Source organism: Streptomyces sp. DSM 42067, from assembly GCF_055792885.1.
Window position 1 is genome coordinate 5,935,638 of the sequence record NZ_CM147706.1, and the last position, 26,772, is coordinate 5,962,409.

Sequence of the window (26,772 nt, forward strand, 5' to 3'; positions counted from 1 at the left end):
CGGGGTGTGGGGAGAGCATGGACGAGGGGAAGCCCACGAAGCCGAAGTGGTGGAGCCGCCCCCGGCCACATGAGCCGGGCGCCGGCGCCGAGCCGCAGGCGGCGGGCGGTGACGTACGACAAGGGCCGGGTGGCGGGCATGTTTCGGAGGGCTCCGGCGGGGGTGCCGAGCCGCGGGTGCCGGGCGGTGAGTCGTCCCCGCAGGCGTTGGGCGGTGAGTCGTCCGCTCCGGTGATGGGCAGCGAGTCGTCCCCGCAGGGGATGGGCAACGGGTCGTCCCCGGCGCTGGGCGTGGACCGCACCGAGGCGGCGGTCGTGGCCGTGCCAGAGGGCCCGGGCAGCGGGGACGCGTCCGAGGCCGTGGGCGCCGATGCCGCTAGTGCGGTGAATGATGCTAGTGCGGTGAACGATCGGGACCCGGCACAGGGCACCGCGGCGTACGGCACCTCGGGCCATGACGCCCAGGCGCTCAGTACCGCCGCGCATGACACTCCCACACCTCCGTACGGCAGTCCCACGCCTCCGTACGGCAGTCCCACGCCTCCGTACGGCGGTCCGTCGTCGGCCGTGCCCGCGCGGGGACCCGGCCCGCAGCCCCCGCACCACCCGGAGCACCACCTTGCCCAGGGCTCCGTGGCGCCGCAGGTGCGGCCGCAGGGCCCTGTCCCGCAGCAGGTGCCGCCGCAAGGTCCCGTGCCGCAGCAGGTGGCGCCGCAGGCATCCGTCCCGCAGCAGATGCCGCCGCAGGGCCCTGTCCCGCAACAGGTCCCGCCGCAGCCCCCGATCCCGCAGCAAGCGCCGCCCCAAGGTCCCGTCCCCCAACAAACGTTGCCGCAAGGGGAAGTGCCGCAGCACGCATCGGTGCACGACGCCGTGCCAGCACCCCAGCCCCACATCCCTCACGGCCAGCAGCCCCGGGAGCCCCAGCCCCACATCCCTCAGGGCCCCCAGCCCCAACCCCATCCCACAAGCGTTTCGGGTGGGCCCTGGCAGCAGTACGACCCCTGGCGGGCCGCGCCGCTGCAGCAGAACGGATCCGTGCAGGTGTCCCCGGAGCAGCGGCGGAAGCGGGCCACGAGGGTACTGGTCATCGGGTCCGCGCTCATCGCTCTCGTATCGGGCGGTGTGGGCGGCGCGATCGGTGCCTACCTGGAGCGCAACGGCGGAGTGAGCGAGGTCCAACTCCCGCAAGTCGGCGCGGAGTCACCGGACCGTGCCCCGGGCAGCGTCGCCGGAATCGCGGCCAGCGCGCTGCCCAGCGTCGTGACGCTCCATGTGAGCGGCGCCGAGGAGCAGGGCACCGGCACCGGGTTCGTCCTCGACGACAAGGGCCACATCCTCACCAACAACCACGTCGTGGAGCCCGCGGGCACAGGCGGCGACATAACGGTGACGTTCAGCGGGGGCCAGACCGCCCAGGCGGAGGTCGTGGGACGCGACAGCGGCTACGACCTCGCCGTCGTCAGGGTCTCCGGTGTGAGCGGCCTCAAGCCGCTGCCGCTCGGGAACTCAGACAACGTCCGGGTCGGCGATCCGGTCGTGGCCATCGGCGCCCCCTTCGACCTGGCCAACACCGTGACGTCCGGCATCATCAGCGCCAAGGAGCGGCCCATCACGGCGGGCGGCGAGAAGGGCGACGGCAGCGACATCTCGTACGTCGACGCCCTGCAGACGGACGCCCCCATCAACCCCGGCAATTCGGGCGGACCTCTGGTTGACTCCAGGGCCCGCGTCATCGGCATCAACAGCGCCATCCGGTCCGCCGACAGCGGATCGGGTCTGGACGGCGGCCAGGCCGGCTCGATCGGGCTGGGCTTCGCGATCCCCATCAACCAGGGCAAGCGCGTCGCCGAGGAGCTCATCAACACCGGCAAGGCGACGCATCCTGTGATCGGCGTCACGCTCGACATGGACTACTCGGGCGACGGCGCCCGCGTCGCCGCGAAGGGCAACGACGGCGGCCCGCCGGTCAACGAGAGCGGCCCCGGCGACAAGGCGGGGATCGCGGCGGGCGACGTCATCACCGAGGTCGACGGCCAGCGCGTTCACTCGGGCGAGGAGCTCATCGTGAAGATCCGCGCCCATCGCCCCGGCGACCGCCTGGAGCTGACCCTGAAGCGCGACGGAAATGAGAAGAAGGTCACACTGGTGCTCGGCTCGTCGGAGGGCGACTGAGGGCCGCCCGGACGACCGACGGCTGCCCGAGGGCTGTCCGGCGGTCGTTCGAGCAGACACCGGCTGACGGCGGCCGTCCGGGCGGTGTCTGGGAGCCGGCTGTGAATTCCCCGCGAATCGGCCGTGCATATCAATCCGGGGCGCCCGGGACAGTACCGGATCGACAGGATCGGCGGGTACCGTGGAGCCGGTCCGGACCACGCACGACCTGCCGCGGGCCGAGGACATCGCAAGGAGCTGAAGGTGTTCAATGACATAGGGCCACTCGAGCTGGTGACGCTCGTCGTCCTTGCCGTGCTCGTCTTCGGCCCGGACAAGCTCCCCAAAATGATCCAGGACGTCTCGCGGACCGTCCGTAAGATCCGTGAGTTCTCGGAGAGCGCCAAGCAGGACATCCGGGAGGAACTGGGCCCGGAGTTCAAGGACTTCGAGTTCGAGGACCTCAACCCCAAGACGTTCATCCGCAAGCAGCTGGACAACGACGACCTGGGGCTGAAGGAGATCCGTAACGGCTTCGACCTCAAGAAGGAGATGGCCGAGGTCACGGACGCCGTGCACGGCCGCGACAGCGACTCCGGCACCGCATCGTCCGGTTCGTCGGGGGCCGCCGGCGGCAGCGTCGACATGACCAAGAAGCGCCAGAGCCTCGAACGGGACGAGCGCCCGCCCTTCGACGCCGACGCGACCTGAGCCGGTGCGCGCGGCGCGGCCCGTGCGCCCCGCGCCCGGTTTGTCCGGTACGCCATTCGGTCTATAAACCTTTCGACCGGTACGACCCACGTATTTCCGGCATACCGCACTCCCGGAACCGGTGTGGCTATCCTGCCTTGTTGTTGTACGGACTGGACGTGAGGTCGCCCGTGGGGGGCGGGCCGCCCTGGTCCGACGAGAGCGAGGAGGCGTCCGGCCAGATGGAGACGACAAGTCGGGTAGGCGCGCAGCAGCCGACCGTGGAGGGTGGACAACAGGCCCTCGCCGACCGGGAGACGGTCGAAGATTTCCTGCTGGCGCCCTTCCCCTGGTACGGCCTGGACGAGGCCTTCACAGGTCCGCGTCGGCTGCTGGGGGTCGGCACCGCCGCCGACGGTTCCGTGGAACACGGTTCGATCGCCCATGGCGACGAGCCCACCGTGCGCGGCGATGCCGCGGAGGGCAAGGAGCGCTTCACGGTCGTGGTGACCATCGCGGCGAACCCCGTACGGCGCAGCGCCGACGGGACGGGGGTGCTCGAGGCGACCTCGGTGTCCTCCGCGGCCTGGCTCGCCGGGGTCGGTCTGCTGTCGTTCACCTGGCCGGCCCAGATGGACCACACGCTGCGTGACGACTGGCTGGAGCAGCAGACGGAGACCGCGTGGGCGCTCGCGGACGACCTCACGGGGGCCGCGTGGTCGACGCTGTCGCTGCCGGTCGACGGGGTGCCGACGCCGTTCCACTACCGCGAGTCCGAGTTCGGGTGGGTGCTGGCCGGGTCCACGCCGGAAGGGGTGCATGTGGGGGCGTATGGGCGGGGGATGAGTGCGTATGGGGTGGGGTTCTCGATGATCAAGGACATCACGACATACGCCTGAGCGGTGGGCTGAGCCGAAGAGGGGCGCCGTCTTGTGACGGCGCCCCCTTCCGTTTCAACTGGGCGACCCACCACGGCGGTGCCGCCCACAACGGCTACGTCCGCAACGGCAAGCGGTGTGCCCTAGAACTTATTCCTCGGCGTGATGCCGAGGGACATGCCCGACAGGCCTCGTTGGCGGCCGCCCAGTTTGCCGGCGATCGTGCGGAGGGCCGTGCCCGCCGGGGAGTCCGGGTCCGTCAGGACGACAGGCTTGCCCTCGTCGCCGCCCTCGCGCAGGCGTACGTCGATCGGGATGGAGCCGAGGACCGGGACGTTGGTGCCGGTGGTCTTCGTCAGGCCCTCGGCGACCGCCTGGCCGCCGCCCGTGCCGAACACGTCGACCATCTCGTCGCAGTGCGGGCACGGCAGGCCCGACATGTTCTCGACGACGCCGACGATCTTCTGGTGCGTCTGGACGGCGATGGCGCCGGCCCGCTCGGCGACCTCGGCCGCCGCCTGCTGGGGCGTGGTGACGACGAGGATCTCGGCGTTCGGGACGAGCTGCGCGACCGAGATCGCGATGTCGCCCGTGCCCGGCGGCAGGTCGAGGAGCAGGACGTCCAGGTCGCCCCAGAAGACGTCCGCGAGGAACTGCTGCAGCGCGCGGTGCAGCATCGGGCCGCGCCAGACGACGGGCGCGTTGCCGGGCGTGAACATGCCGATCGAGATGACCTTCACGCCGTTCGCGGACGGCGGCATGATCATGTTCTCTACCTGGGTCGGACGTCCGTCGACGCCCAGCATCCGGGGCACGGAGTGGCCGTAGATGTCCGCGTCCACGACGCCGACCTTCAGCCCGTCCGCCGCCATCGCGGCCGCCAGGTTCACCGTCACCGAGGACTTGCCGACGCCGCCCTTGCCGGACGCCACCGCGTACACGCGCGTCAGCGAACCCGGCTTGGCGAACGGCACCTCGCGCTCGGCCTGTCCGCCGCGCAGCGCGGCGGCGAGCTCGCGACGCTGCTCGTCGCTCATCACGTCCAGCGATACGTCGACGCGTGTGACGCCCTCGACCTTCGAGACCGCGTCCGTCACGCGCTTCGTGATCGTGTCGCGCATCGGACAGCCGGAGACCGTGAGGTAGACGGCGACCGCGACGGCACCGTCCTCACCGATCTCCACCGACTTGACCATCCCCAGCTCGGTGATGGGTCGTCCGATCTCGGGGTCGTTCACCGTCGCCAGTGCTGCGAGCACCGCGTCTTCCGTAGCCATACGCACGATGGTACGGCGCCGGGCCCCGCCGCCGGAAAGGCCCTCAGCGGTCGCTTAGGTCACTTGTCAGGCGTCGCCGAGATCACGTTGGCGGCCGCCGTCAGGGCGGATGAGGACCTGCTGTTCCTCGAGGTCCCTGATCAGGTCCTGGATTTCGGAGCGGATCCAGTCGCGCGTAGCCACCTCTCCCAGGCCCATGCGCAGCGCGGCGATCTCGCGCGTGAGGTACTCGGTGTCCGAGATGGAGCGCTCGTTCTGCTTGCGGTCCTGTTCGTACTGGACGCGGTCGCGGTCGGCCTGGCGGTTCTGTGCGAGCAGGATGAGCGGGGCGGCGTAGGAGGCCTGCAGCGAGAGCATCAGCGTCAGGAAGATGAACGGGAACTCGTCGAAGCGCAGCCCCGCCGGGCCGAGGACGTTCCAGGTGACCCACACGATGATGGTGACGGTCATCCAGGAGATGAACCGCCAGGTGCCGAGGAACCGGGCGATGCGCTCCGACATCCGCCCGAAGGCCTCCGGGTCGTACTCGGGCAGCACCCTGCGGCGCTGGGGCAGCGGCTGGTCCAGGCGGAACCTGGGCTGCAGGGGCGCCTCGGTGCGGCTCTCCCGATCGCGGTCAGGCGCCACCGCCGACCTCCCCGGCCATGTGGAACTCCGTCTCCCGCCAGTCCTCGGGCAGCATGTGGTCGAGTACGTCGTCCACCGTGACCGCGCCGAGGAGCGATCCGCTGTCGTCCACGACGGGCGCGGCCACCATGTCGTACGTCGCGAAGAACCCTGCCACCTCGGGCAGCACGGTGTCGGGGGAGAGCGCCTGCGGATCCTCGTCGAGCAGCGCGCCGACCAGCGTGAACGGCGGGTCGCGCAGCAGCCGCTGGAAGTGGACGGTGCCCAGGTACTTGCCGGTCGGGGTCTCGTCCGGCGGGCGGCACACATAGACCTGGGCGGCGAGCGCGGGCGACAGGTCTGGGTTGCGGACGCGCGCGAGGGCGTCGGCGACCGTCGCGTCGGGCCGCAGCACGATCGGCTCGGTCGTCATCATCCCGCCCGCCGTGCGTTCCTCGTACGCCAGCAGCCGGCGCATGTCGGCGGCGTCGTCCGGCTTCATCAGGTTCAGCAGCCGCTCCTGGTCGTCCTCCGGCAGCTCGGAGAGCAGATCGGCCGCGTCGTCCGGGTCCATGGCCTCCAGAACGTCGGCCGCGCGCTCCTCCTGGAGCTTTCCGAGGATCTCGATCTGGTCGTCCTCGGGCAGCTCCTCGAGTACGTCGGCGAGCCGGTCGTCGTCCAGGGCCGCGGCGACCTCGGCACGGCGCTTGGCGGACAGGTGGTGCAGCACGTTCGCCAGGTCGGCGGGGCGCAGCTGCTCGAAGGTGGCCAGCAGCCTCTCGGCGCCCTGGCCCGTCTCCTCGAGCGAGAAGCCCGTGACGGCCGACCACTCGACGGTGAGCGTCTCGCCCTTGTGTCGCCGGAAGGCGCCGCCCGCCCGCCTGCCGGCGCTCGACCAGGAGAGCCCTCCGCGCTTCTCCGGCTCCTTCCGTACGAACACACGGTCGATCTCCCAGTCGCGCCGGGCCGGCAGCGAGTGGATCGACACGTCGAGGACGGTCACTTCCTCGCCCGTCTCGGCGAGGCGTACCCGGCGGTCGAGCATCTCGCCGAGGACGAGCCGCTCGGTCGGCCGCTGCTCGAAGCGCCGTACGTTCAGGACGCCGGTGGTGATGACCTGGCCCGACTCGATGCCGGTCACCCGGGTCATGGGGAGGAAGATCCGGCGGCGGCTGGAGAGTTCGACGACGAGCCCGAGGAGCCGCGGCGGCCGGCGCCCGACCCGGAGCATGGCGACGAGATCGCGCACACGCCCCACCTGATCGCCGTTCGGGTCGAAGACGGAGACACCGGCGAGATGCGAGACGAAGATCCTGGGGGCGCTCGCTGCCATGCCACGCGCCTCCTTTTCGCACCGATTCGTCCCCCTGTTATGGGCTTCAGGCTAGCCCGTCCAGGTCGCATGCGCCCTGGTGGGCGGTCCGGACGGACTGACTCCGATACGACGAGGAGGCACAGGTACGCTGCCGTACGCCGTCGTGGACAATCGCATGAGAGGCAGCCCCACCTGTGTCTGCATTTCGCCTGGGTCGCATCCGCAGGGCCATGGGGGTACCGCCCTCGCCCTTCAGGCGATGGGGTCTTGTCGGCACGATGTGCGTGGGGCTGCTCGCCGTGGGGGGTGCGCTGACGGGCTGCGGAAGCGAGGACCCGGACGCGGGCACGAACGGAGTCGGCAAGCTGTCCGCGACGCAGATCCAGGCCAAGACCCGCAAGGCCGCCGAGGCCGCGGCCTCGCTCCGGCTCTCCGGCAAAGTGGTGGTGAGCGGCCGCACGTACAAGCTCGACATGCGCCTCAAGGACGAGGGCGGCAGCGGATCGGTCACCACGAAGGGCAGCACGTTCTGGCTGCTACGGGTCGGCACGCACCTCTATCTGAAGGCTGACGCGCAGTTCTGGACCCAGGACGAAGGGGCGGACGACGCCGAGTCGGCCGGTGCCGCCGACAAACTCGACGGCATGTACGTGAAGGTGCCGCAGGGCGACCCCTCGTACAAGCAGCTCAGCGGCTTCACGGACAAGGACGTCCTGCTCGACGGCCTGCTGTCGCTGCACGGCACGCTGGCCAAGGGGGACCGGGGGACCGCGGACGGGGCCCGCACCATCGAGATCACCGGGGACAAGGGCGCGGGCGGCACGCTCGCGGTGTCCCTCGAGGGCAAGCCCTACCCCCTCCTTCTCGAGCGCGCGGGGAACGCCGGCACGCTCGAACTCTCCGAGTGGGGCAGGGAGTTCAAGCTCCAGGAGCCCACGGACAAGCAGATGGTGGACTACGGGAAGCAGCTGCCCCGGTAGCAGCGGCGGCGGCCCTCATGCCCGGCCGCGGCCCGAAGGCGTACGTCCCGTCGGTGCGGCAAGTGCGTGGAAACGGCGCGCGATGCGGTGCCCTGCCAGTGCGTACGCGATGAGTGCGCCCGCGGTGTTGAGGATCACATCGTCCACATCGAAGGCGCGCCCGCGGACGACGGCGCCCTGCGCGAGCTCCACCAGCACCATCACGAGCGCGGTCAGCACCACGACGCGCACCAGCCGCAGCCGGCGCGGCACCAGCACCGGCAGTAGAAGCCCGAACGGCGCCCCGAGCAGCAGATTGCCGCCGATCTGCCGGCATGCGGCGAGGAATGGATAGTCCTCCGCGTACTGCCGCAGCGAGTGGCCCGGCGTCAGATTGGCGCCCGCGACCTGTGTGGACGCCGGAGACGGCGTCAGCGTCAGCCTGGCCAGCACGGCGGAGAACGCGACGAGCGCGACGAAGGCCGCGCCGAACATCGCCAGGCGCAGCAGCGTCCGGCCCCAGGGGCGGGGAGCGCGGGAGCGCCTTTTCCTTTCGTTGCGACGGCGGCCCGGCCGCAGGACCGCGGTGCTTCCCTGCCTCATCACAGCCGCTGCCTCATCACAGCCGGTGCCAGCGTGCGTGTGCGAAGGAGTGCAGACCGAACGCGGCGAGACCCAGGGCGATGACACCGAGGAGCCAGGGGCCTGCGGGGGCCTCGGCGAACGAGCGCAGTGTGTCGTCCACCCCCTTGGCCTCGCCGGGCTCGTACCGCACGGCCGCCGCGAGGGCGAATCCCCCGACCGCCGCCAGCACGATCCCGCGCACCGCGCCGCCGAACAGCCCGCAGGCATCGACCCAGGGGCGCAGCAGCGGCGGTATCGCGGCACCGTCGAGATCCCGCCGGTGGTGCCCGAGCAGCGCCCGGCCCGCCAGCCAGAAGCCCGCCACCACCAGCGCCACCGCCACGGCGCCGACGAGCCAGCGCCCGCCCGGCAGGTCCAGCGCCTTCGCCGTGACGTCCTGCGACTGGCGGTCGCTCGAGCCGCTGCCGCTGCTCTTGTCGCCGAGTGCGAACGCGAGAACGGAGTAGGCGACGAATCCGTAGAAGAGAAAACGGCCGACCGACAGCAGCCGCATGCCCGTCCGCTGACCGGCCGGCCCACCGCCCCCGGACACCGCTTCGGACAACCGCCACAAGGCCATGCCCGCGAGGCCGACCCCGAGCGCCCACAGCAGGACGCCCCCGAAGGGCTTGCCGGACATCTCGGCGAGCACACCACCGCGGTCCGCCTGCCGCCCCTCATGGTCGTTGAGGGCGATCCTCAGGGCCAGCACCCCGACCAGGAAGTACAGCACCCCGCGCGCGACGAAACCGGCCCGGGCGCCGGCCGACACCGCGGTCCGGTCGTGCGGGGCGCCGACCGCCCCGCCGGGAGCCGCCCTCCACAACCGCATGTGCCCTGGCCGCCACAGATGTCCCTCACGCGTCGCCATAGGTGACCTTCACCTCCTCGAACCCGAGGGAGCGCAGCAGGCCGTCGAGCATGCTGGTGGTGTTCTTCTCCGCGCGCGCCGTCAGTCCGCTCTCCTCGGCCGCGTCCGCGATATGCCGCACCGCCAGTCGCTGCACGGCCCGCTCACCGTTGGGGTTGTCGGAGAAGAGGTCACCGAGCCGGTCCAGCAGGCCCCGCTGCTTGGACACGGCGTACGAGCGGTCCGCGTCCAGCGCGGGTTTGCCCAGCCGGGCGTGCGGCAGCTTGAGGGAGGCCACCGTGCGGTCGTCGTTGACGACGACGTCGTCCTTCCCGATCTTCCCGAGGTCGACATAGGCGTCCACGGTGCCCGCGCCGACGTACAGGGTCCGTGTCCCGCGGATCGCGTCGGGCAGGAGCCGGGCGTCCTTCTCCAGGTCCACGACCACCTGGAAGTTGCCCGATGCCGCGTCGTAACGGCTGATGTCCTGAAGAGACTTGAGGAGCGCGGGGCCGGAGCGGTCGTGGGTGTCCTCCCCGAATAAGTCGCCGGGCCCCGGCAGCAGATCGAAACGGCTCACGGCGAACAGCGCGGCGAAGACCAGCACGGCAGCGCCGGCCACACGGGCCCACCAGGTCACACGCTTGCCAGACGTCATGGCGGCGGTACTCCTTTCCCCCTCCATGAGTGCCCGCAGCACGCGCGATCAGGCACCGGACGCGCTGGTCGGCTGGATGTCGCCGGTGGGCCCGGGACCGGGAGTCCCGATGGCGCCTGGTCGGCTGGACATCGCCGCGGGGGACCGGCCTCCGGCTTCGGCGACGCGCGTGGGAGCTACCGGCGCTTCCGGCGGAGGAGAAGGCGGGGCAGCGCCGCCGGGATCGGGCGGCGGGTCGTCGCCCCGCTGGGCAGGGGCGCGGCGGCCAGCGAGCCGTCGGGCAGGTCCGCCGTCGTCCCCAGCGGCTCCAGGCGCAGTACGCGGCACTCGCGCGCCCAGCGCCCAGGCATCGCCTCGCCGTCCGGTGCGTTCAGCCGCTTGCCCTTGAGCTCGGCGACGGCGGCCTCCCATTCGGCCGAGCCCGCGGGGAGTTCCGTGATCTTCGCGGCCCACTCGACGATGCGGCCGCCCTTGTCCTTGCTGCGCACGGTGACGGTCGCGGTGCCCCCGTCGGCGAGACCGGGGAGCGGCTGCTCGCCGGGACCGTCGCCGACCACATGGGCGGCGCCCTCGTGCCACGCGTGCCACAGCGCCCGGGCAGGGCCGCTGCCCTGGACCCAGATGAGCCCGGACTTCTTGGTGGCCTCCTCGACGAGGGCCTGGTCGAGCAGGGGTTCCGTCATGGGACCAGCCTAAGCGGCCCCGGGGAAGTGCGGGCACGCCCCCGGGGCCGCCCGACACGCACTCTCGCCGCACCGGCCAAAGGCCCAAGTAGCTCCGCTACGAGGGCCTTCGTCCGGCACGCCGAGAGCACGCACCGAACGACGCGGGAACGCACCCGCACTTCCCCGGCACCGCTTAGTGAGGCCCGGGCAGCGCGGGGCAACCGCGTCGGCCGACAGCGGTCCGCCTCGCCCGGGACCCCTCAGAGCCAGCCGTTCCGCTTCAGCGTGCGGTGGATGGTCAGACAGATGCCCACCGTCACCCCGAGCACCAGCGGGTACCCGAACTTCCAGTGCAGCTCCGGCATGTACTCGAAGTTCATCCCGTACACACCGCAGACCATGGTCGGCACGGCGATGATCGCCGCCCAGGACGTGATCTTGCGCATGTCCTCGTTCTGCGCGACCGATGCCTGCGCGAGGTTGGCCTGCAGGATCGAGTTGAGCAGCTCGTCGAAGCCGACGACCTGCTCCTGCACGCGCGCGAGGTGGTCCGCCACGTCCCGGAAGTACTTCTGGATGTCCGGGTCGATCAGCCGCATCGGCCGCTCGCTCAGCAGCTGCATGGGCCGCGCGAGCGGCGCGACCGCCCGCTTGAACTCCAGGACCTCGCGCTTGAGCTGGTAGATCCGCCCGGCGTCGACACCGCGCGACACTCCGCCCTTACGGCCCGGCGTGAACACCTCGGTCTCGACCTCGTCGATGTCGTCCTGCATGGCGTCGGCGACCGCGAGATAGCCGTCGACGACATGGTCGGCGATGGCGTGCAGCACGGCCGACGGTCCTTTGGCGAGCAGCTCGGGCTCGTCCTGCAGCCGGTGCCGCAGTGCGCGCAGCGACCCCTGGCCGCCGTGCCGCACGGTGATGAAGAAGTCCCGGCCGGTGAAGCACATGACCTCACCGGTCTCCACGATCTCGCTGGTCGCGGTGAGTTCGGCGTGCTCGACGTAGTGGATGGTCTTGAAGACGGCGAACAGCGTGTCGTCGTAGCGCTCCAGCTTGGGCCGCTGGTGGGCGTGGACCGCGTCCTCGACGGCCAGCGGGTGCAGTCCGAACTCGGCCGCGATGCCGGCGAATTCGGCCTCCGTGGGCTCGTGCAGCCCGATCCAGGCGAAACCGCCGTCGCGGCGGACCTGGAGCATCGCCTCGTGGGGCGTCAGGGTGTCGTCACAGGTGACGCGGTGGCCGTCGCGGTAGACGGCGCAGTCGACGACCGCGGAGGGCGTCGAGGCGTCACGGGTCGTGTCGTACGCGCTGTTGCCTCCCCCAAGCTCTCGGCTTCGCTCGAGCAGGGGGGACCCCCACCGCTCCTTGCGCGGCGAGGGGCGGACCGCGGCTCGCAGGTCACGGATCATCGACATGGGCAGGCTCCTTCGCAACAGAGCCGCCGGCGACGGGTGGAACTACCCGGAATGAGGACGTCCATACTTCGATGTTTGGCTCGTCCACAAAGCGGGGAGCACCGCATCGTCGCGGTGGCAGCTTCGCCGCTGACTCAGATCAGCAGTACTGAGACCAGCGGTACTGATACAGATCAGACAGATCAGGCGGAAACGAAGTGCTCTTCCGTCGAGCGCCGGAAATGCGCGCGCAGGGTGGGTCAGCTTGCGAAGCAGACAGCTCGCGAAGCTGTGTGACTCAGCGGCCGGAAGAGCGGGTGGTACTGCACGGTCGACTTCGGTCCATTGCAGCCCCACCTCCTCCGGCCGGTCCCCCGTAGGGGATGTCCCAGCGGTCGGGGCGCGGGAGCGACTCCAGCTGCTGCTGCGAGGGGCCCCGTCCGTGTGCTTCCCGACCGGCGGCTCAGCTTATCAGCGAACTGAAGTGTCAAGTCCCCAGTTTGCCCGTCACTGACGAGTTCTATGCTCGCCGCATGGCTGATGTTCTTCCTCTGGTGGAGGCCCGTTTGCGCACTGCGCTGGGCGAACCGGACGCCCGTGCTGCGGTGACGTTCCTCGGAACGGACCGCATCGAGATCCTGAGGTTCACGGAGGGAGACATCGTGAGATACGCCACGCTCGGGATGTCCGCGGCCCCCATGGCCGACCCCACTTCCCCCCTGGCGGACCCGGTCAAGGGCCCGCGCGCGGAGCTCCTCCTCTCCGTGCGGGCGGGACTCGCCGACACCGACAAGGTGCTGCGCCCGCTCGCCGTACTGGCCGCATCGCCCCAGGTCGAAGGGGTGATCGTGGCCCCGGGCGCCTCGCTCGACGTGGGCGAACCGCTGTGGCCCGGTGCTCCGTTCACCTCCGTGCTGGTGGCGGAGTCCGGCGGCCTCGTCGAGGACCTGGACCTGGACGCGCCCCTGGATCCCGTACGTTTCCTGCCGCTGCTCCCGATGACGCCGAACGAGGCCGCGTGGAAGCGGGTGCACGGCGCGGGGGCGCTCCAGGAGCGGTGGCTCGGCAGCGGGACGGACCTGCGTGATCCGCTGCGCAGGTCCGTCCCCCTCGACTGAGAACCGACCGTGATCATGTGACCTGAATCTGAATCGGTCCGGCGGTCGCGCACTCCGGACGGGTGATCGTCCTTGACGCGGCGACGGCCGGGGAGGACCGTTGAGCCCTATGAGGGGCGAACCCAGTTGCCCGAAGTGTGGTGGCCGGGTCAGGGCTCCCGGACTCTTTGCCGACTCCTGGCAGTGTGATGTGCACGGGACCGTGCACCCGCTGCAGCCCGTGATCCCGCCCAGCGTCGAGGCCCTCAGCGTCGTGGTGCACCGTGCGCAGGTCCCGGTGTGGATGCCGTGGCCGCTGCCGGTCGGCTGGCTCTTCACGGGGGTGGCCTCCGCGGGTGACGACCGCACCGGCGGGCGCGCGACCGCGGTGGCCTGTTCCGGGCCCGGACCGCTCGGCGGCATGGGCGAGTTGGTGCTGGTCGCCGAGGAGCTCGGCGTCGGGCTCGGCGCGCGGTACGCGGGCATCGAGGGCCCGGACCCCGGCCCCTACCTGGACGTCGAGAAACCGCCCCAGGCCAAGGTCCTCGCCGCCGGCAGGCCGACCCCGCTCTGGCTTGTGGCCGGTACGCCCGACGACCGCGCCGTCTTCGCGGGCGAGGCCCGCGGGCTGTGGCTGTGGGCGGTCGTGTGGCCGGAGCAGTCGGGCCTGCTGATGTACGACGAGCTGGTGCTGACGGATCTGCGCGAGGCGGGAGCGGAGATGGACCTGCTGCCGTGCGGGGCCCTGACACCGCGGATTCTGTCGCCGTGAGACACTTGAGCGCCTTCGCGTACGGTGGAGGTCGGCGGCTCTGACCGCAACCATCAAGTGAGCAACCACCGCGGCGAGCAACCACGTCCGCGAGAGCGGCGCCGGTTCAGGCGCAAGGAGGGGTGTCGTGCGCATCGATCTGCACACCCACTCCACCGCCTCGGACGGCACGGACACGCCGGCCGACCTCGTCCGCAACGCGGCGGCCGCCGGCCTGGACGTCGTCGCGCTGACCGACCACGACACCACCCGCGGGCACGCCGAGGCGATCGCCGCCGTGCCCGCCGGCCTGACGCTCGTCACCGGCGCCGAACTCTCCTGCCGCCTGAACGGCGTGCCCCTGCACATGCTGGCGTACCTGTTCGACGCCGAGGAGCCCGAGCTGCTGCGCGAGCGCGAGCTGGTGCGTGACGACCGGGTGCCGCGGGCGAAGGGCATGATCGCCAAGCTCCAGGAGCTGGGAGTCCCGGTCACCTGGGAGCAGGTCGCGCGTATCGCGGGCGACGGCTCGGTGGGGCGTCCGCACATCGCGGAGGCGCTCGTCGAGCTCGGCGTCGTCTCCAGCGTCTCTGACGCCTTCACGCCCGACTGGATCGCCAACGGCGGACGCGCGTACGTCGAGAAGCACGAGCTCGACCCCTTCGACGCCATCCGGCTGATCAAGGCCGCGGGCGGCGTGGCCGTCTTCGCGCATCCGCTCGCCGTCAAGCGCGGGGAGGTCGTCCCCGAGACCGCGATCGCGGAGCTCGCCGCCGCCGGACTCGACGGCATCGAGGTCGACCACATGGACCACGACCAGGCGACCCGCGCTCGGCTGCGCGGGCTCGCCGCCGAGCTTGGGCTGCTGACCACCGGGTCCAGCGACTACCACGGCAGCCGCAAGACGTGCGTGCTCGGCGAGTTCACCACCGACCCCGAGATCTTCGGGGAGATCACGCGACGGGCCACCGGGGCGTTTCCGGTCCCGGGTACCGGCGGACGCCTGTAGTCCCCGCGGCCCGCACCGCATGCTCCGCGGCCCGCACCGCGCACATCTGAGGCCCCGCACTCCGCGCACCACACCACACACCGCCTGATTCCGCGGCCCAGCGCCGCGCCTCAAGCTCCGCCTGGTACGGCTCGGCGGCGGTAAGTCCGTCCGCCCGCCCCCAGTGCCTTTCGTACGCCCGCCCCAACACCCCGCAAGGCCTTCCGTGTTCGATCTCGCTGTCTTCGGCTCCCTCTTCCTCACCCTCTTTGTGATCATGGATCCCCCCGGGGTCACCCCGATCTTCCTCGCGCTGACCTCGGGCCGTCCCGCCAAGGCGCAGCGGAAGATGGCGTTCCAGGCCGTGTGCGTGGCCTTCGGGGTGATCGCGGTGTTCGGCCTGCTCGGTCACCAGATCCTGGACTATCTGCACGTCTCCGTCCCCGCGCTGATGATCGCGGGCGGTCTCCTGCTCCTCCTGATCGCACTCGACCTGCTCACCGGCAAGACCGACGAGCCGAAGCAGACCAAGGACGTCAACGTCGCACTCGTACCGCTCGGCATGCCGCTGCTCGCCGGTCCCGGCGCGATCGTCTCGGTGATCCTGGCGGTGCAGAAGGCCGACAGCCTCGGCACGCAGCTGTCGGTGTGGGCGGCGATCGTGGCGATCCATCTCGTGCTGTGGGTGGTGATGCGCTACTCGCTGCTGATCATCCGCGTGATCAAGGACGGTGGTGTGGTGCTGGTGACGCGGCTCGCGGGCATGATGCTCTCCGCCATCGCCGTGCAGCAGATCATCAACGGCGTCACGCAGGTGATCCAGGGCGCCTGAGCTGCGCCCTTCGTCCGCGCCCGAGTCTGTGGCCGTACGGCAGAGCCCCCGTACCTGTGTGTACGGGGGCTCTGAAGTGCTGTGCAGCGTCGTCGATGCGGCGGCGTCATCGGCGGCGTCGATACGACGCGTTACGAGCTGTCGCGGCGCTTTACCGATGCGTCGCGAGCCGGTACGGCGTTATGAGGCCGAGGCTTCGGCCGGTCGGATGTACAGGCGCTGCCCGATGGCGGCGGCCTGCTGCACGATCCGCTTGACGGAGGCGGCGTCCACGACGGTGCTGTCCACGGCGGTGCCGTCGACGTCGTCAAGGCGCATGATCTCGAAGCGCATCAAGGCTTCTCCCTTCGTCTGGTGATCCTCCTGAAGGAGAACTGCTGTGATCCGGGACACAAGTCTCGCCCCGGGCTGAGGCCGGGCAGTTGCCCGACCGTTAAGAGTGGATTGCGTGGCTACAGTGCATCGCGTTCCGAATAGTCACAACACGTTGCATGGGGCCAACATTCCCTACGCTAAGGAAATTTTTCGCGAGCCTAAGTACGACCCGTAGGTGGACCGCTTGTGCTCTCTCCGTGACCACGCGGACAATGAGGCACATATGAACGACGAACCCGTGGGACGCGACGGACCTGCGGCGCTGGGCGCCCGCATCGACCGCACCAACGAGCTGCTCGAGCGCATGCTCGCCGAGGTGGCGAAAACCCCGTCGACCCACGCGATCTTCGTCGACGCCGGCTATCTCTACGCGGCCGCGGGCCGCCTCGCCGCCGGCACGGAGGACCGCAGGGCCTTCGACCTCGACGCCGAAGGGCTCATCGACGCACTGATCGACAAGGCCCGCTCGATCTTCGCGGACAGCCGGCTGCTGCGCGTGTACTGGTACGACGGCGCCCGCCGCCGTATCCACACCGCGGAACAGCAGTCGATCGCGGAGCTGCCGGACGTCAAGGTACGGCTCGGCAACCTCAACTCCAACAACCAGCAGAAGGGCGTCGACTCCCTGATCAGAACCGATCTGGAGTCACTGGCACGCCATCGTGCGATCAGTGACGCGGCGCTCATAGGCGGTGACGAGGACCTCGTGCCCGCGGTCGAGGCGGCGCAGGGATACGGGGCACGCGTCCACCTCTGGGGCGTCGAGGCGCCGGAGGGCCGCAACCAGGCGGAGCCCCTGCTCTGGGAGGTCGACAGTCAGCGCACCTTCGACCTCGAGTTCTTCAAGCCGTACATCACACGGCGAACCGTTCCTTCGTACGAGACGCCGTCGGTGCCGCGGCCCACACGCGAGGAGGTGCGGTTCGTGGGTGCCCAGATCGCGGCGAAGTGGCTGGCGGCGCGGGGGCGGGAGAGCCTGGCGGAGCTGCTGCCCGGGCATCCGTATCTGCCTGGTTCGTTCGACCAGGACCTGCTGGTGGAGGCGGAGGGGCTGCTGCAGTACTCGCTGCGCGGCCAGTCGGACCTGCGGCGGTCGCTGCGGGACGGCTTCTGGGAGCACCTGCAGGCGCAGTACTGAGGCGCGCGTTGCGGGCCTCGTGCTTCTGCGGCGGCGCCTGTGCGGCCGGATCCCGTGCTTCTGAGGCGGATCCCGTGCTTCTGAGGCGGCGCCTGTGCGGTCCGGTCCTGTGCTTCTGAGGCGGTGCTTGTGCGGTCCGGTCCTGTGCTTCTGAGGCGGTGCTTGTGCGGCCGGGACCCGTGCTGAGGCGAACGTCCGCGTGGTCGGGCCCCGTGCTGAGGCGAACGCTCAGCGTGGCCAGGCCCCCGTGCTGAGGCGGACGCCCGCGCGGCGCGCAGTGTTTGCGGCAGCGCTCAGCACGCGTCCCAGAACGCGGCGATTGCCGCCGCCGTCTCCTGCGGGCGGTCCGTGTTGGGGGAGTGCTCGGCCCCGCGTACGACGGTGCGGTGCGCGGCGAGACGTAGGGCCATGTCGTCCAGGAGCGGCACCGGCCAGGTGTCGTCGCGCTCGCCGGACAGCACGTGTTTGGGCAGCGGTACGGCGCCGAGCTCGGTGACGCGGTCGGGTTCGGTGCACAGCTGGGCGCCGGTGGCGATGAGCTGGGCGGGGCTGTTGCGCAGCCAGCGGTGCCGCAGGTGCCATGCGCCGTCGAGCCCCGGATCGGGGTCCGGGTCGTCCGGGTCGCCGTCCACGTCCGTGTCCTCGGGCGTCTCGATGGCCTGCATGGCCTCCCACACCTCTGCCATGTCCATCAGCGACAGGGCGTCCTGCAGCAGCTTCACGCGTTGCTGCTGGGAGGGCGAGATCTGGGCGGGTCCCGAGGCCATGAGGGTGAGCGAGACGAAGGGCGCGTGGTCCAGGAGGACGGCCGCGCGGGCGATCTGGCCGCCGAGCGAGTGGCCGACGAGGTGCACGCGTGTGCCGAGCGCGGCGGCCTGGGCGAGGACGTCACGCGCCAACTCGGCCTGTGCGTACGGTGCTTGGTCGTGGAGTGGACCGTCCGACTCGTACTGTCCGCGGCCGTCGACGGCGACGGTGCGGTAGCCGGCGGCGGCGAGCAGGGGGTGGAGGGCGATGAAGTCCTCCTTGCTTCCGGTGTAACCGGGGAGAAGGAGGGCGGTCCCCTTGTGAGGCCGACCCGTTGCCGGCGGTGCGTCGATGGCTGCGAAGTCGCCTCGCTCGGTGACGAGACGACGGGCCCGGGCGCCGGGCGGCGGGGCGAAGGTGGGCGGCCTGCTCATGCGACGAGGCTAGCGGGTCGTCCGGACTCGTCAGGTGACCGAGCGCACAGCCCGTCCGGCGTTGGAGGGCGAGCATTTCAGCCCGTCTGGGGGCACCCCCAGCGTTAGCTGGGGGAGTTTGAGGACGAGTGCATCCAGCCCGTCCGGCGTTTGAGGACGAGCCCGAAGGGCGATCCGGGGGTCTGGGGGCGGAGCCGCCCAGTTTCGGGAAGGGGCGGGGTAGGGGAAGAAGAAGCGCGCCCGGGCCGCCCCGCAGGCACAGGCGCATGGCGCACCGAAGCGTGATGGCCCGGCCCCACGAAGGGGACCGGGCCATCACGCATGGTGGGTCAGGCTTCCGCGCCCTCCGCAACGGCGGCCTTCGGGGCAGCCTTGCGGGTGCGGCGGCGGGGCTTGGCCTCGGCCTCGGGCGCCGTGGCTTCGGCAGCGGGCGTGGCCTCGGCGGCGACGCTCTTGCGGGTGCGGCGGCGGGGCTTGGCCTCGGTCACGTCGGTGTCCGTGGTGCCTTCGGCCGTGGCCACCGCAGCGTCCGCAGCCTTGCGGGTGCGGCGCTTGGGCTTGGCCTCGGTCTCCTCGGCCGCGGTCGCGGTGCCTTCGGCCGTGGTCACCGCAGCGTCCGCAGCCTTGCGGGTGCGGCGGCGGGGCTTGGCCTCGGCCTCGGGCGCCGTGGCTTCGGCGGCGGGCGTGGCCTCGGCGGCGACGCTCTTGCGGGTGCGGCGGCGGGGCGCGGCCTCGGTCGCGTCGGTGTCCGTGGTGCCTTCGGCCGTGGTCACCGCGGCTTCCGCGGCCTTGCGGGTGCGGCGCTTGGGCTTGGCCTCGGTCTCCTCGGCGGCGGTCGCGGTGGCTTCCGCGCCTTCCGCCGTGGTCACCGCCGCCTCCGCAGCCTTCCGGGTGCGGCGGCGGGGCTTCGCCTCGGCCTCGGGCGCCGTCTGGGCGGGGATTCCGGCCTCGACGGCCGCAACCGTCTCGGCCGCTGTCGCAGGGGCGGCCTCAGTGGCCGTCGCGGCTGCCGAGCCCGCGGACCTGCGGGTACGGCGGCGACGAGGCGCCTCGGTGGTCGTCTCCGACGCGGGCGCGACCGCGGCAGCCAGCTCAGCCGAAGCTGCCGCGTCCGCAGCCGATGCCGTCTGCTCGGGCACCAGCGTGATCGGCGCATCGGCGACGGCAACAGCGGACGCCGCAGCCGACGCCTCGCCCGTCACTCCGCCGCGGGTACGTCGACGACGACGCGGCGTACGCGCCTCAGCCGACTCGGTCGCGGAAGCGGAAGCCGAGAGCGACGGCTCAGCGACCTCCGAAGCCGTGGCGTCAGCCGTCGTGGCAGCGGCCGCGTCCAGCGGCGCTCCACCGCGCGTACGGCGGCGCCTCCGCGGCGTACGCGCCGGGCGCTCCTGCTCGGCCTCCGCGGACTGCGGACGCCCACCGCGACCACCGCGGCCACGCGGCCCGCGGCCACCCGTCTCGCCGAGATCCTCGATCTCCTCGGCCGCCAGTCCCTCACGGGTGCGCTCGGAGCGGGGGAGGACACCCTTCGTACCCTCGGGGATCCGCAGCTCCTCGAAGAGGTGCGGCGAGGTCGAGTACGTCTCCGGCGGGTCGTTGAAGGGCAGGTCCAGCGCCTTGTTGATCAGCTGCCAGCGCGGGATGTCGTCCCAGTCGACCAGCGTGATCGCCGTACCGGTGTTGCCCGCACGGCCCGTGCGGCCGACGCGGTGCAGGTACGTTTTCTCTTCTTCCGGCGACTGGTAGTTGATGACGTGCGTGACGCCTTCGACGTCGATGCCGCGGGCGGCGACGTCGGTGCAGACGAGCACGTCCACCTTGCCGTTGCGGAAGGCCCGCAGGGCCTGCTCGCGCGCGCCCTGGCCGAGGTCGCCGTGCACGGCGCCGGAGGCGAACCCGCGGCGCTGCAGTTGCTCGGCGATGTCCGCGGCCGTCCGCTTCGTACGGCAGAAGATCATGGCGAGACCGCGGCCCTCGGCCTGCAGTATGCGCGAGACCATCTCCGGCTTGTCCATGGAGTGCGCGCGGTACACGTGCTGCGAGATGTTGGCGACCGTCGCGCCCTCGTCGTCCGGCGCGGTGGCGCGGATGTGCGTGGGCTGCGACATGTAGCGGCGGGCGAGGCCGATGACGGCGCCCGGCATGGTCGCGGAGAAGAGCATCGTCTGGCGGCGGGCCGGCAGCATGTTGATGATCTTCTCGACGTCGGGCAGGAAGCCCAGGTCGAGCATCTCGTCGGCCTCGTCGAGGACCAGGCATTTGACGTGGCCGAGATTGAGCTTCTTCTGGCCGGCGAGGTCGAGGAGTCGTCCCGGGGTGCCGACGACGACGTCGACGCCCTTCTTCAGGGCCTCGACCTGCGGCTCGTAGGCCCGGCCGCCGTAGATCGCGAGGACGCGGACGTTGCGGACCTTGCCCGCGGTGAGCAGGTCGTTGGTGACCTGCGTGCACAGCTCGCGGGTGGGGACGACGACGAGCGCCTGCGGGGCGTCGGTCAGCTGCTCGGGCTGCGCCCGGCCGGCCTCGACGTCCGCCGGAACGGTGACGCGCTCGAGGAGGGGGAGACCGAAGCCCAGTGTCTTGCCGGTACCGGTCTTGGCCTGGCCGATGACGTCGGTGCCGGAGAGCGCGACGGGGAGCGTCATCTCCTGGATGGGGAAGGGATTGATGATGCCGACGGCCTCGAGGGCCTCGGCGGTCTCGGGAAGGATTCCGAGCTCTCGGAAAGTCGTACGCTGCGTAGTCAGGGTGTTGCCTCTTCTGTGTGGTGCGGTGCGAGGCGAACGCGGGGGTCGTGACCGTGCCGTCATGACGCCGGCCGCCTTTGTGTCGCGGGGCGGACGGCGCGGGACCACTGCCGACGCTCTAGCGCTCGAACCGCTGAGGGCCCCTCCATGGGAAGCCGTACGCACTGTCGCGTACGGCTTGGAGGGCTGTCGGGTCGGAGCCGATCGGGCCACCGACCGGGCATCCTCATTCGTGCGGCCCGTCGGTTTACCGTCATCATGCGGCGATGAACCCGGCGGGCGCATTACCACTGTACCCCGGAACGGCGCACACTCGATGGCCGAATTGGTCACGTAGTCGTCGTCACAGTGATTGACCAGGGACTTCCGTGCGACGGCAAGCGGACTATTGTGCGCTGCATGACCTCGCCTGACAACGCCCCTGACAAAGCCGCCGGCGCATCCGCTGAGCCGACCGGAATCGCCGCCCAGGACTGGGCGACGGCCTCCGCCGACCCCCAGTACCGTGCTGCGGTCGTCGATCTGCTCGGCGCCCTGGCGTACGGGGAGCTGGCGGCGTTCGAGCGCCTCGCGGAGGACGCGAAGCTGGCGCCGACGCTCGCCGACAAGGCTGAGCTGGCGAAGATGGCGTCGGCCGAGTTCCACCACTTCGAGCAGCTCAGGGACCGGCTCGCGTCCATCGGCGAGGAGCCGACCGGCGCGATGGAGCCGTTCGTGGCCGCGTACGAGGGCTTCCACAAGCAGACGGCGCCGTCGGACTGGCTGGAGGGCCTGGTCAAGGCCTACGTCGGCGACTCGATCGCGAGCGACTTCTACCGCGAGGTGGCAGCGCGTCTGGACTCGGACACGCGCGCTCTGGTGCTGGGTGTCCTCGACGACACCGGGCATGCGACGTTCGCCGTGGAGAAGGTCCGCGCCGCCATCGACGCGGACCCGCGCGTGGGCGGGCGGCTCGCGCTGTGGGCGCGGCGGCTGATGGGCGAGGCTCTGTCGCAGTCGCAGCGGGTGGTCGCGGAGCGCGACGCGCTGTCGACGATGCTGGTGGGCGGTGTCGCGGACGGGTTCGACCTCGCGGAGGTCGGGCGGATGTTCTCGCGGATCACCGAGGCGCACACGAAGCGGATGGCCGCCCTGGGACTGGCGGCCTAGTACGAACGACGACCTGCGGCGGGTAGTCGTTGCGTGCCCTTGAGGCGCCTCCCGGCATCGGCCGGGGGAGCAGCGAATGCCCGCAGCGGCCGGATCGATCCCTGGGCTGGGGTCCTTCGCTCCGGTTACCTGGGGACCTTCGCGACCTGGGGCCTTCGAGGCGTTACCTGGGGTGCCTTCTAGGCGGTGGCTGATCGGCGCAGTCCCGCCGGCCGGATCAACAGCGAGAGCAGAGCCGCCGCGACGGCCAGCGCGCCGAGCAGCGTGAGCGCCGTGTGTCCCGCACCCAGGGCGCTGTGCGTCACGAACGCACCGAACAACGCGCCGACGACGCCCGTCGGCAGGACGAGAGTGCGGGCGGGGAGACGGTGCGGCAGAAGCCGCGTCGCCAGCCAGGCGAGTGCAAGACCGATGAATGCGGAGCCGAGCGCTTCCAAGACCATCTGTGGTTCCCTCCCGCGCGGCCATGTCGTGCCGGTCGTAGCCCGTCTTACCCGGGGCGTCCGGAACGCAATCCTCCGCTGAGGGGAACATGTGGCGCAACTGTGAAGATGCCCTCGCAATGCCCGTCACGCCTGCAGGGCGGCCCTGCATGCGTGACGGGCCGCGCCCACGGGTGAAGCCGTACTCCGTCCGCAGTGCACGCAACTGACGCAACACAGGGGTGCGGCCCGGCAGTTGTCTGCCGGGCCGCACCCCTGACTGGTCTCGCTCGCGCCTGTTCGGGCCTTTTCGCGCCTAGAGGGCGCTGAAGCCCACCTTGCGGGCGGTCGGCTCGCCGATCTCCACGTACGCGAGACGGTCGGCCGGCACCAGGACCTTGCGGCCGTGGTCGTCCACGAGGCTCAGCAGCGGCGCCTTCCCGGAGAGCGCCTCGGACACCGCCTTCTCGACCTCCTCGGCGCTCTGACCGCTCTCCAGAACGATCTCGCGGGGCGCGTACTGCACGCCGATCTTGACCTCCACGGCTTTGTCCCTCCGACGGTCAGTGATGTGCGCGGCCGTCCGCGCGGTACCAGCACACATTAGCCCGGTGAGGGGACGCTCAGCCGTCGGGCGTGCACGCCGGTAGCGAACAGCGGACGGGAACAAACCATGCGGTCGGCGCGGCGGAAGGCCCTCTCTGTGGCTTGTATGGCCTGTATGGGCCCGTACGGCAACGGCATGGATGGCCCGTACGGGCAGGCGTGGACGGCCCGTACGGCAGGCGTGGACGGCTCGTACGGCAGACTCGGCCGACGTCAGTGCTGGTCGGTGCCGTGCAGCGGGAAACCCGCGATACCGCGCCACGCCAGTGACGTAAGCAGCTGCACCGCCTGGTCGCGCGACACGCTGCGGTCGCTGTGCAGCCAGTACCGCGCCACGACCTGCGCCAGGCCGCCCAGGCCGGACGCCAGCAGCATGGACTCGCCCCTGGACAGACCGGTGTCCTCCGCGATGACCTCGCAGATCGCCTCCGCGCACTGGAGTGTGACCCTGTCCACGCGCTCGCGGACCGCGGACTCGTTCGTCAGATCGGACTCGAAGACGAGCCGGAACGCGCCGCCCTCGTCCTCGACGTAGGCGAAGTAGGCGTCCATCGTGGCCGCCACGCGCTGCTTGTTGTCGGTCGTCGACGCCAGTGCCGTGCGCACCGACTGCAGCAGAGACTCGCAGTGCTGGTCCAGCAGGGCGAGGTACAGGTCGAGCTTGCCGGGGAAGTGCTGGTAGAGGACGGGCTTGCTGACTCCCGCGCGCTCGGCGATGTCGTCCATCGCCGCCGCGTGATAGCCCTGCGCGACGAATACCTCCTGTGCCGCGCCCAGCAGCTGGTTCCGTCGGGCACGGCGCGGCAGGCGCGTACCTCGCGGGCGTGCCGCCTCTGTCTGCTCGATGGCTGTCACGCCGCCTCCCAAGATCGTCCATGTGCGGTGTGCGCCCGCGTCCGCCATCGTACTTTTCAGTAACCGTGGTGTGCGCGGTGCGAGTGCAGAATTTCACGGACCGGACAGGGTTGGAACGGAACATAAACGGCCGGACGGGGGCAAGATCCCCTGGTGGTCGGCCACGGGTGGCCTGTCATCGCCGGCCCGTCATTGGTGGTCAGGCACGTCGGGCACCGGTACGGGGCATCGGTCCCGGTCATCGATCTCGGTCATCGGTAGTCGTCCTCGTCGAGGGCGACCACGCGCGCCTGTTCCACCCGGTCCGCCTCGTTGGCCTTGTCCGGGTCCGAGTCCTGCAGTGAGTCGTCGCGGTCCGGCGCGAGGTCGGCGTGCTGCTCGGCGGCGTCCGCCTCCGGAGCCTCGACGTCGGTGGTGGGTGCGGCTTCCGCGGCGTCCTCGAACGTCTCGGGGTCGGTGGGGTCGACGGTCATGTGTCCTCTTCCCGGCGGTGTGAGCGCGCTCGTTGTCCGAGTGCAGTCGGTGCAGTCGGTGCAGTCGGTGCAGTCGGTGCAATCGGTGCAATCGGTGCAATCGGTCCGAGTGTTCTCATGGGTGTCGAGTCGTCTTCTCGTGCGGTCCGAGTCTCTGCACGGTCCAGACCGACGAACCGTGCGTGCATGTGAACGTTCGAGTGCTCTCCCTAAGAGCGTAGGAAACACCCGATTCCAGCGCTACGCGATCTGTGACGGCGAACACACAAACAGGTGCGTGATCGTCTCGTAACATTGCCGCATGTCTTCGACCGAGCTGCCGCATGCCCTTGCCGCCACTGTCACGCCCAGGGTGGGCGCTGTCAGGGTCGCGGCCGGCGAGCGGCTCCGCTCGGTGACCCTTTCGGGACTCACGCTGAACGTCCGTTCGCGGCCGCCGGCCCGCGAAGGGCTGCCGCCGGCTCTCTATATCCACGGGCTCGGCGGCTCCTCGCAGAACTGGTCGGAGCTGATGCTGCTGCTCGAGGGCGTCGTGGACGGCGAGGCGGTCGACCTGCCCGGCTTCGGGGACTCCCCGCCGCCGGACGACGGCGACTACTCGGTCACCGGGCACGCCCGGGCCGTCATCCGCTATCTCGACGCGCAGGCGCGCGGGCCCGTGCATCTCTTCGGGAACTCGCTGGGCGGGGCGGTCGCCACACGCGTCGCCGCGGTCCGGCCCGATCTGGTGCGAACGCTGACCCTGATCTCGCCCGCACTGCCGGAGCTCCGGGTGCAGCGCGGTGCGGTGCCGACGGCCCTGCTCGCGCTGCCCGGGGTCAGCATGCTGTTCACCCGGATGACGCGGGGCTGGACGGCAGAGCAGCGGGTCCGCGGCGTCATGCAGCTCTGTTACGGCGATCCCGGGCGGGTCTCGGCGGAGGGGTTCCGGGCCGCGGTCGAGGAGATGGAACGACGGCTCCAGCTCCCCTACTTCTGGGACGCCATGGCACGTTCGGCGCGCGGCATCGTGAACGCGTACACGCTGGGCGGCCAGCACGGGCTGTGGCGCCAGACCGAGCGGGTGCTCGCCCCGACCCAGCTCATCTACGGCGGCCGTGACCAGCTGGTCGCGTACCGCATGGCGCAGCGCGCGGCGCGCGCTTTCCGCGACTCCCGGCTGCTGACCCTGCCTGACGCCGGGCACGTGGCGATGATGGAGTATCCGGAGGCGGTCGCGAAGGCCTTCCGGGAACTGCTTGCCGAAACGGGCACGCGGACCGACGTGGACGCAGGGAGCTGAGACGGCGCGTGGGACGTCATAGCCGCCGGGGCCCGGTGGACAACCGCCGTAGCCCGGCAGACACCGGCGTCACCGCCGAGAGGCAGGCAGCAGATGTACGGGCAGGCGTAGCCGCGCAGCCGGAGGCGTGGCCGGGGACCCGCACGGCTCCCGCGGATCCCGGCTCTGCACATCGGCCGGGACCAGGGCGGCCTGCGGATCAGGGGCAGGCCCGGCCGGGCCCGCAGCGGACACAGGTGCCGGGGCAGGCGCCGACGCCTCGACCGGAGGGGACTCGGACTCCAGCGGACGGCGCCCCGCGGATGTGGGACGGGACGCCGGCTCGTGGCGTCCCGCGGGTGCCCGACGGCACGCCTGCGCACGGGTTTCCGAGGGAGCACGACGGTACGTCTGCGCAGGGGTTTCCGAGGGAGCAGGGCACCCTCGGGCGTGGTGTTCCGCAGATGCCCGATGGCACTCCAGCGCGCGGAGTTCCGCGGATGTGGGACGGGACTCCGGCGCGTGGGGTTCCGCGGGTGCCTGATGGCACGCCTGCCCCTGGGATTCCTCGGTTCGCGGACGGGACTCCGGCGCGTGGGGTTCCGCGGCTGCCTGATGGGACTCCGGCCCATGGGGTTCCCCGGGCGCCGGACGGCACTCCGGCGGGTGGGGTTCCGCGGATGTGGGACGGGACCCCTGCTCGTGGCGTCCCGCGGCTGCCTGATGGCACGCCGGCCCATGGGGTTCCCCGGGGCACGGATGGCACTCCCGCGCGCGGGGTCCCGCGGATTCCTGACGGGACCCCGCCCAACGGGGTTCCCC

The 26,772-nt window shown here is 71.1% G+C and carries 26 protein-coding genes; 11 read left to right on the top strand and 15 right to left on the bottom strand.

From position 1 onward, the window contains the following. Positions 1–566: 566 nt before the first annotated feature. The 3 genes from ACSMXV_RS27155 (at position 567) to ACSMXV_RS27165 (ending at position 3,742) form a co-directional block, all read left to right on the top strand. Positions 567–2,174 (top strand): S1C family serine protease, encoded by a 1,608-nt coding sequence (locus ACSMXV_RS27155; protein ID WP_473179080.1) that lies wholly within the window; start codon positions 567–569, stop codon positions 2,172–2,174. Positions 2,175–2,417: 243 nt separating this feature from the next. Beyond that, the gene (locus ACSMXV_RS27160; RefSeq protein WP_473173846.1) at positions 2,418–2,864 is read left to right on the top strand and encodes a sec-independent translocase; all 447 of its coding nucleotides are present in this window, start codon (positions 2,418–2,420) and stop codon (positions 2,862–2,864) included. A 221-nt stretch (positions 2,865–3,085) separates the two neighbouring features. After that, a complete protein-coding gene (locus ACSMXV_RS27165) occupies positions 3,086–3,742 on the top strand; it encodes a hypothetical protein (protein ID WP_473179081.1) in 657 nt (218 codons plus the stop codon). Positions 3,743–3,864: 122 nt separating this feature from the next. On the opposite strand, the gene ACSMXV_RS27170 is transcribed toward ACSMXV_RS27165, so the two are convergent. The 3 genes from ACSMXV_RS27170 to ACSMXV_RS27180 all read right to left on the bottom strand — a co-directional run bounded on the left by ACSMXV_RS27170 (position 3,865) and on the right by ACSMXV_RS27180 (position 6,937). After that, positions 3,865–4,998 carry an Mrp/NBP35 family ATP-binding protein gene (locus tag ACSMXV_RS27170; RefSeq protein ID WP_473173847.1) on the bottom strand — a complete coding sequence of 378 codons (1,134 nt, stop codon included), beginning with the start codon at positions 4,996–4,998 and terminating at the stop codon, positions 3,865–3,867. A gap of 66 nt (positions 4,999–5,064) precedes the next feature. After that, positions 5,065–5,625: a DUF1003 domain-containing protein gene (locus ACSMXV_RS27175; RefSeq protein ID WP_473173848.1), complete on the bottom strand. Its 561-nt coding sequence runs from the start codon at positions 5,623–5,625 to the stop codon at positions 5,065–5,067. Next, positions 5,615–6,937: a magnesium transporter MgtE N-terminal domain-containing protein gene (locus ACSMXV_RS27180; protein ID WP_473173849.1), complete on the bottom strand. Its 1,323-nt coding sequence runs from the start codon at positions 6,935–6,937 to the stop codon at positions 5,615–5,617. Before ACSMXV_RS27180 ends, ACSMXV_RS27175 begins: the two co-directional genes overlap by 11 nt. Positions 6,938–7,149: 212 nt before the next feature. On the opposite strand from ACSMXV_RS27180, the gene ACSMXV_RS27185 reads away from it, so the two are divergent. Continuing rightward, on the top strand, positions 7,150–7,899 hold the full coding sequence (locus tag ACSMXV_RS27185; RefSeq protein WP_473173850.1) for a hypothetical protein: 750 nt from the start codon (positions 7,150–7,152) through the stop codon (positions 7,897–7,899). 15 nt (positions 7,900–7,914) lie between these two features. On the opposite strand, the gene ACSMXV_RS27190 is transcribed toward ACSMXV_RS27185, so the two are convergent. The 5 genes from ACSMXV_RS27190 to ACSMXV_RS27210 form a co-directional block, all read right to left on the bottom strand. Continuing rightward, the gene (locus ACSMXV_RS27190; protein ID WP_473173851.1) at positions 7,915–8,481 is read right to left on the bottom strand and encodes a VanZ family protein; all 567 of its coding nucleotides are present in this window, start codon (positions 8,479–8,481) and stop codon (positions 7,915–7,917) included. Positions 8,482–8,497: 16 nt separating this feature from the next. After that, complete coding sequence (locus ACSMXV_RS27195; protein WP_473173852.1) at positions 8,498–9,373, bottom strand: DUF1206 domain-containing protein; 876 nt, start codon at positions 9,371–9,373, stop codon at positions 8,498–8,500. Then, positions 9,360–10,010, bottom strand: a complete 651-nt coding sequence (locus ACSMXV_RS27200; protein WP_473173853.1) for a DUF4230 domain-containing protein — start codon at positions 10,008–10,010, stop codon at positions 9,360–9,362. Before ACSMXV_RS27200 ends, ACSMXV_RS27195 begins: the two co-directional genes overlap by 14 nt. 176 nt (positions 10,011–10,186) lie before the next feature. After that, on the bottom strand, positions 10,187–10,693 hold the full coding sequence (locus ACSMXV_RS27205; protein ID WP_473173854.1) for a hypothetical protein: 507 nt from the start codon (positions 10,691–10,693) through the stop codon (positions 10,187–10,189). Between the two features lie 242 nt (positions 10,694–10,935). After that, positions 10,936–12,093, bottom strand: coding sequence for a magnesium and cobalt transport protein CorA (locus ACSMXV_RS27210; RefSeq protein ID WP_473173855.1), 1,158 nt, complete (start codon positions 12,091–12,093; stop codon positions 10,936–10,938). A gap of 512 nt (positions 12,094–12,605) precedes the next feature. Here ACSMXV_RS27210 and ACSMXV_RS27215 point away from each other — a divergent pair. The 4 genes from ACSMXV_RS27215 (at position 12,606) to ACSMXV_RS27230 (ending at position 15,740) form a co-directional block, all read left to right on the top strand. Next, positions 12,606–13,190, top strand: coding sequence for a suppressor of fused domain protein (locus ACSMXV_RS27215; RefSeq protein WP_473173856.1), 585 nt, complete (start codon positions 12,606–12,608; stop codon positions 13,188–13,190). Positions 13,191–13,299: 109 nt separating this feature from the next. Next, complete coding sequence (locus ACSMXV_RS27220; protein ID WP_181655342.1) at positions 13,300–13,941, top strand: DUF6758 family protein; 642 nt, start codon at positions 13,300–13,302, stop codon at positions 13,939–13,941. A gap of 127 nt (positions 13,942–14,068) precedes the next feature. Beyond that, positions 14,069–14,929 (top strand): PHP domain-containing protein, encoded by an 861-nt coding sequence (locus ACSMXV_RS27225; protein ID WP_473173857.1) that lies wholly within the window; start codon positions 14,069–14,071, stop codon positions 14,927–14,929. 205 nt (positions 14,930–15,134) lie between these two features. Beyond that, positions 15,135–15,740 (top strand): MarC family protein, encoded by a 606-nt coding sequence (locus ACSMXV_RS27230; RefSeq protein ID WP_181655344.1) that lies wholly within the window; start codon positions 15,135–15,137, stop codon positions 15,738–15,740. 180 nt (positions 15,741–15,920) lie between these two features. On the opposite strand, the gene ACSMXV_RS27235 is transcribed toward ACSMXV_RS27230, so the two are convergent. After that, positions 15,921–16,073 carry a hypothetical protein gene (locus tag ACSMXV_RS27235; RefSeq protein WP_181655345.1) on the bottom strand — a complete coding sequence of 51 codons (153 nt, stop codon included), beginning with the start codon at positions 16,071–16,073 and terminating at the stop codon, positions 15,921–15,923. 265 nt (positions 16,074–16,338) lie between these two features. Here ACSMXV_RS27235 and ACSMXV_RS27240 point away from each other — a divergent pair, with 265 nt between their 5' ends. Further along, positions 16,339–17,253, top strand: coding sequence for an NYN domain-containing protein (locus ACSMXV_RS27240; protein ID WP_473173858.1), 915 nt, complete (start codon positions 16,339–16,341; stop codon positions 17,251–17,253). A gap of 293 nt (positions 17,254–17,546) precedes the next feature. Here the strand turns inward: ACSMXV_RS27240 and ACSMXV_RS27245 are convergent, their stop codons facing one another. Continuing rightward, positions 17,547–18,434, bottom strand: a complete 888-nt coding sequence (locus ACSMXV_RS27245; RefSeq protein ID WP_473173859.1) for an alpha/beta fold hydrolase — start codon at positions 18,432–18,434, stop codon at positions 17,547–17,549. A gap of 329 nt (positions 18,435–18,763) precedes the next feature. After that, on the bottom strand, positions 18,764–21,082 hold the full coding sequence (locus ACSMXV_RS27250; protein WP_473173860.1) for a DEAD/DEAH box helicase: 2,319 nt from the start codon (positions 21,080–21,082) through the stop codon (positions 18,764–18,766). Positions 21,083–21,583: 501 nt separating this feature from the next. Between ACSMXV_RS27250 and ACSMXV_RS27255 the strand changes: the two genes are divergently transcribed. Further along, complete coding sequence (locus tag ACSMXV_RS27255) at positions 21,584–22,333, top strand: ferritin-like fold-containing protein (protein ID WP_473173861.1); 750 nt, start codon at positions 21,584–21,586, stop codon at positions 22,331–22,333. Between the two features lie 179 nt (positions 22,334–22,512). Here ACSMXV_RS27255 and ACSMXV_RS27260 read toward each other — a convergent pair whose 3' ends face one another. The 4 genes from ACSMXV_RS27260 to ACSMXV_RS27275 form a co-directional block, all read right to left on the bottom strand. Beyond that, the gene (locus ACSMXV_RS27260) at positions 22,513–22,776 is read right to left on the bottom strand and encodes a hypothetical protein (RefSeq protein ID WP_473173862.1); all 264 of its coding nucleotides are present in this window, start codon (positions 22,774–22,776) and stop codon (positions 22,513–22,515) included. 295 nt (positions 22,777–23,071) lie between these two features. Next, on the bottom strand, positions 23,072–23,299 hold the full coding sequence (locus ACSMXV_RS27265; protein ID WP_181655351.1) for a DUF3107 domain-containing protein: 228 nt from the start codon (positions 23,297–23,299) through the stop codon (positions 23,072–23,074). 275 nt (positions 23,300–23,574) lie between these two features. Next, the gene (locus tag ACSMXV_RS27270) at positions 23,575–24,216 is read right to left on the bottom strand and encodes a TetR/AcrR family transcriptional regulator (protein ID WP_473173863.1); all 642 of its coding nucleotides are present in this window, start codon (positions 24,214–24,216) and stop codon (positions 23,575–23,577) included. A 251-nt stretch (positions 24,217–24,467) separates the two neighbouring features. Then, on the bottom strand, positions 24,468–24,689 hold the full coding sequence (locus ACSMXV_RS27275) for a hypothetical protein (protein WP_181655353.1): 222 nt from the start codon (positions 24,687–24,689) through the stop codon (positions 24,468–24,470). 301 nt (positions 24,690–24,990) lie between these two features. Between ACSMXV_RS27275 and ACSMXV_RS27280 the strand changes: the two genes are divergently transcribed. After that, entirely contained in the window at positions 24,991–25,971 is a 981-nt protein-coding gene (locus tag ACSMXV_RS27280; protein ID WP_473173864.1) for an alpha/beta fold hydrolase, read from the top strand. The last annotated feature ends 801 nt before the right edge of the window (positions 25,972–26,772 follow it).

Bases quoted from the DNA above. Each gene is read 5' to 3' on its own strand.
- ACSMXV_RS27245 (WP_473173859.1), bottom strand. From the start codon at position 18,434: ATGAGCAGGCCGCCCACCTTCGCCCCGCCGCCCGGCGCCCGGGCCCGT.
- ACSMXV_RS27180 (WP_473173849.1), bottom strand. From the start codon at position 6,937: ATGGCAGCGAGCGCCCCCAGGATCTTCGTCTCGCATCTCGCCGGTGTC.
- ACSMXV_RS27235 (WP_181655345.1), bottom strand. From the start codon at position 16,073: ATGCGCTTCGAGATCATGCGCCTTGACGACGTCGACGGCACCGCCGTG.
- ACSMXV_RS27275 (WP_181655353.1), bottom strand. From the start codon at position 24,689: ATGACCGTCGACCCCACCGACCCCGAGACGTTCGAGGACGCCGCGGAA.
- ACSMXV_RS27165 (WP_473179081.1), top strand. From the start codon at position 3,086: ATGGAGACGACAAGTCGGGTAGGCGCGCAGCAGCCGACCGTGGAGGGT.
- ACSMXV_RS27185 (WP_473173850.1), top strand. From the start codon at position 7,150: ATGGGGGTACCGCCCTCGCCCTTCAGGCGATGGGGTCTTGTCGGCACG.
- ACSMXV_RS27210 (WP_473173855.1), bottom strand. From the start codon at position 12,093: ATGTCGATGATCCGTGACCTGCGAGCCGCGGTCCGCCCCTCGCCGCGC.
- ACSMXV_RS27205 (WP_473173854.1), bottom strand. From the start codon at position 10,693: ATGACGGAACCCCTGCTCGACCAGGCCCTCGTCGAGGAGGCCACCAAG.
- ACSMXV_RS27240 (WP_473173858.1), top strand. From the start codon at position 16,339: ATGAACGACGAACCCGTGGGACGCGACGGACCTGCGGCGCTGGGCGCC.
- ACSMXV_RS27260 (WP_473173862.1), bottom strand. From the start codon at position 22,776: ATGGTCTTGGAAGCGCTCGGCTCCGCATTCATCGGTCTTGCACTCGCC.
- ACSMXV_RS27190 (WP_473173851.1), bottom strand. From the start codon at position 8,481: ATGAGGCAGGGAAGCACCGCGGTCCTGCGGCCGGGCCGCCGTCGCAAC.
- ACSMXV_RS27200 (WP_473173853.1), bottom strand. From the start codon at position 10,010: ATGACGTCTGGCAAGCGTGTGACCTGGTGGGCCCGTGTGGCCGGCGCT.
- ACSMXV_RS27215 (WP_473173856.1), top strand. From the start codon at position 12,606: ATGGCTGATGTTCTTCCTCTGGTGGAGGCCCGTTTGCGCACTGCGCTG.
- ACSMXV_RS27220 (WP_181655342.1), top strand. From the start codon at position 13,300: ATGAGGGGCGAACCCAGTTGCCCGAAGTGTGGTGGCCGGGTCAGGGCT.
- ACSMXV_RS27170 (WP_473173847.1), bottom strand. From the start codon at position 4,998: ATGGCTACGGAAGACGCGGTGCTCGCAGCACTGGCGACGGTGAACGAC.
- ACSMXV_RS27255 (WP_473173861.1), top strand. From the start codon at position 21,584: ATGACCTCGCCTGACAACGCCCCTGACAAAGCCGCCGGCGCATCCGCT.
- ACSMXV_RS27280 (WP_473173864.1), top strand. From the start codon at position 24,991: ATGTCTTCGACCGAGCTGCCGCATGCCCTTGCCGCCACTGTCACGCCC.
- ACSMXV_RS27250 (WP_473173860.1), bottom strand. From the start codon at position 21,082: ATGACGCTCCCCGTCGCGCTCTCCGGCACCGACGTCATCGGCCAGGCC.
- ACSMXV_RS27195 (WP_473173852.1), bottom strand. From the start codon at position 9,373: ATGGCGACGCGTGAGGGACATCTGTGGCGGCCAGGGCACATGCGGTTG.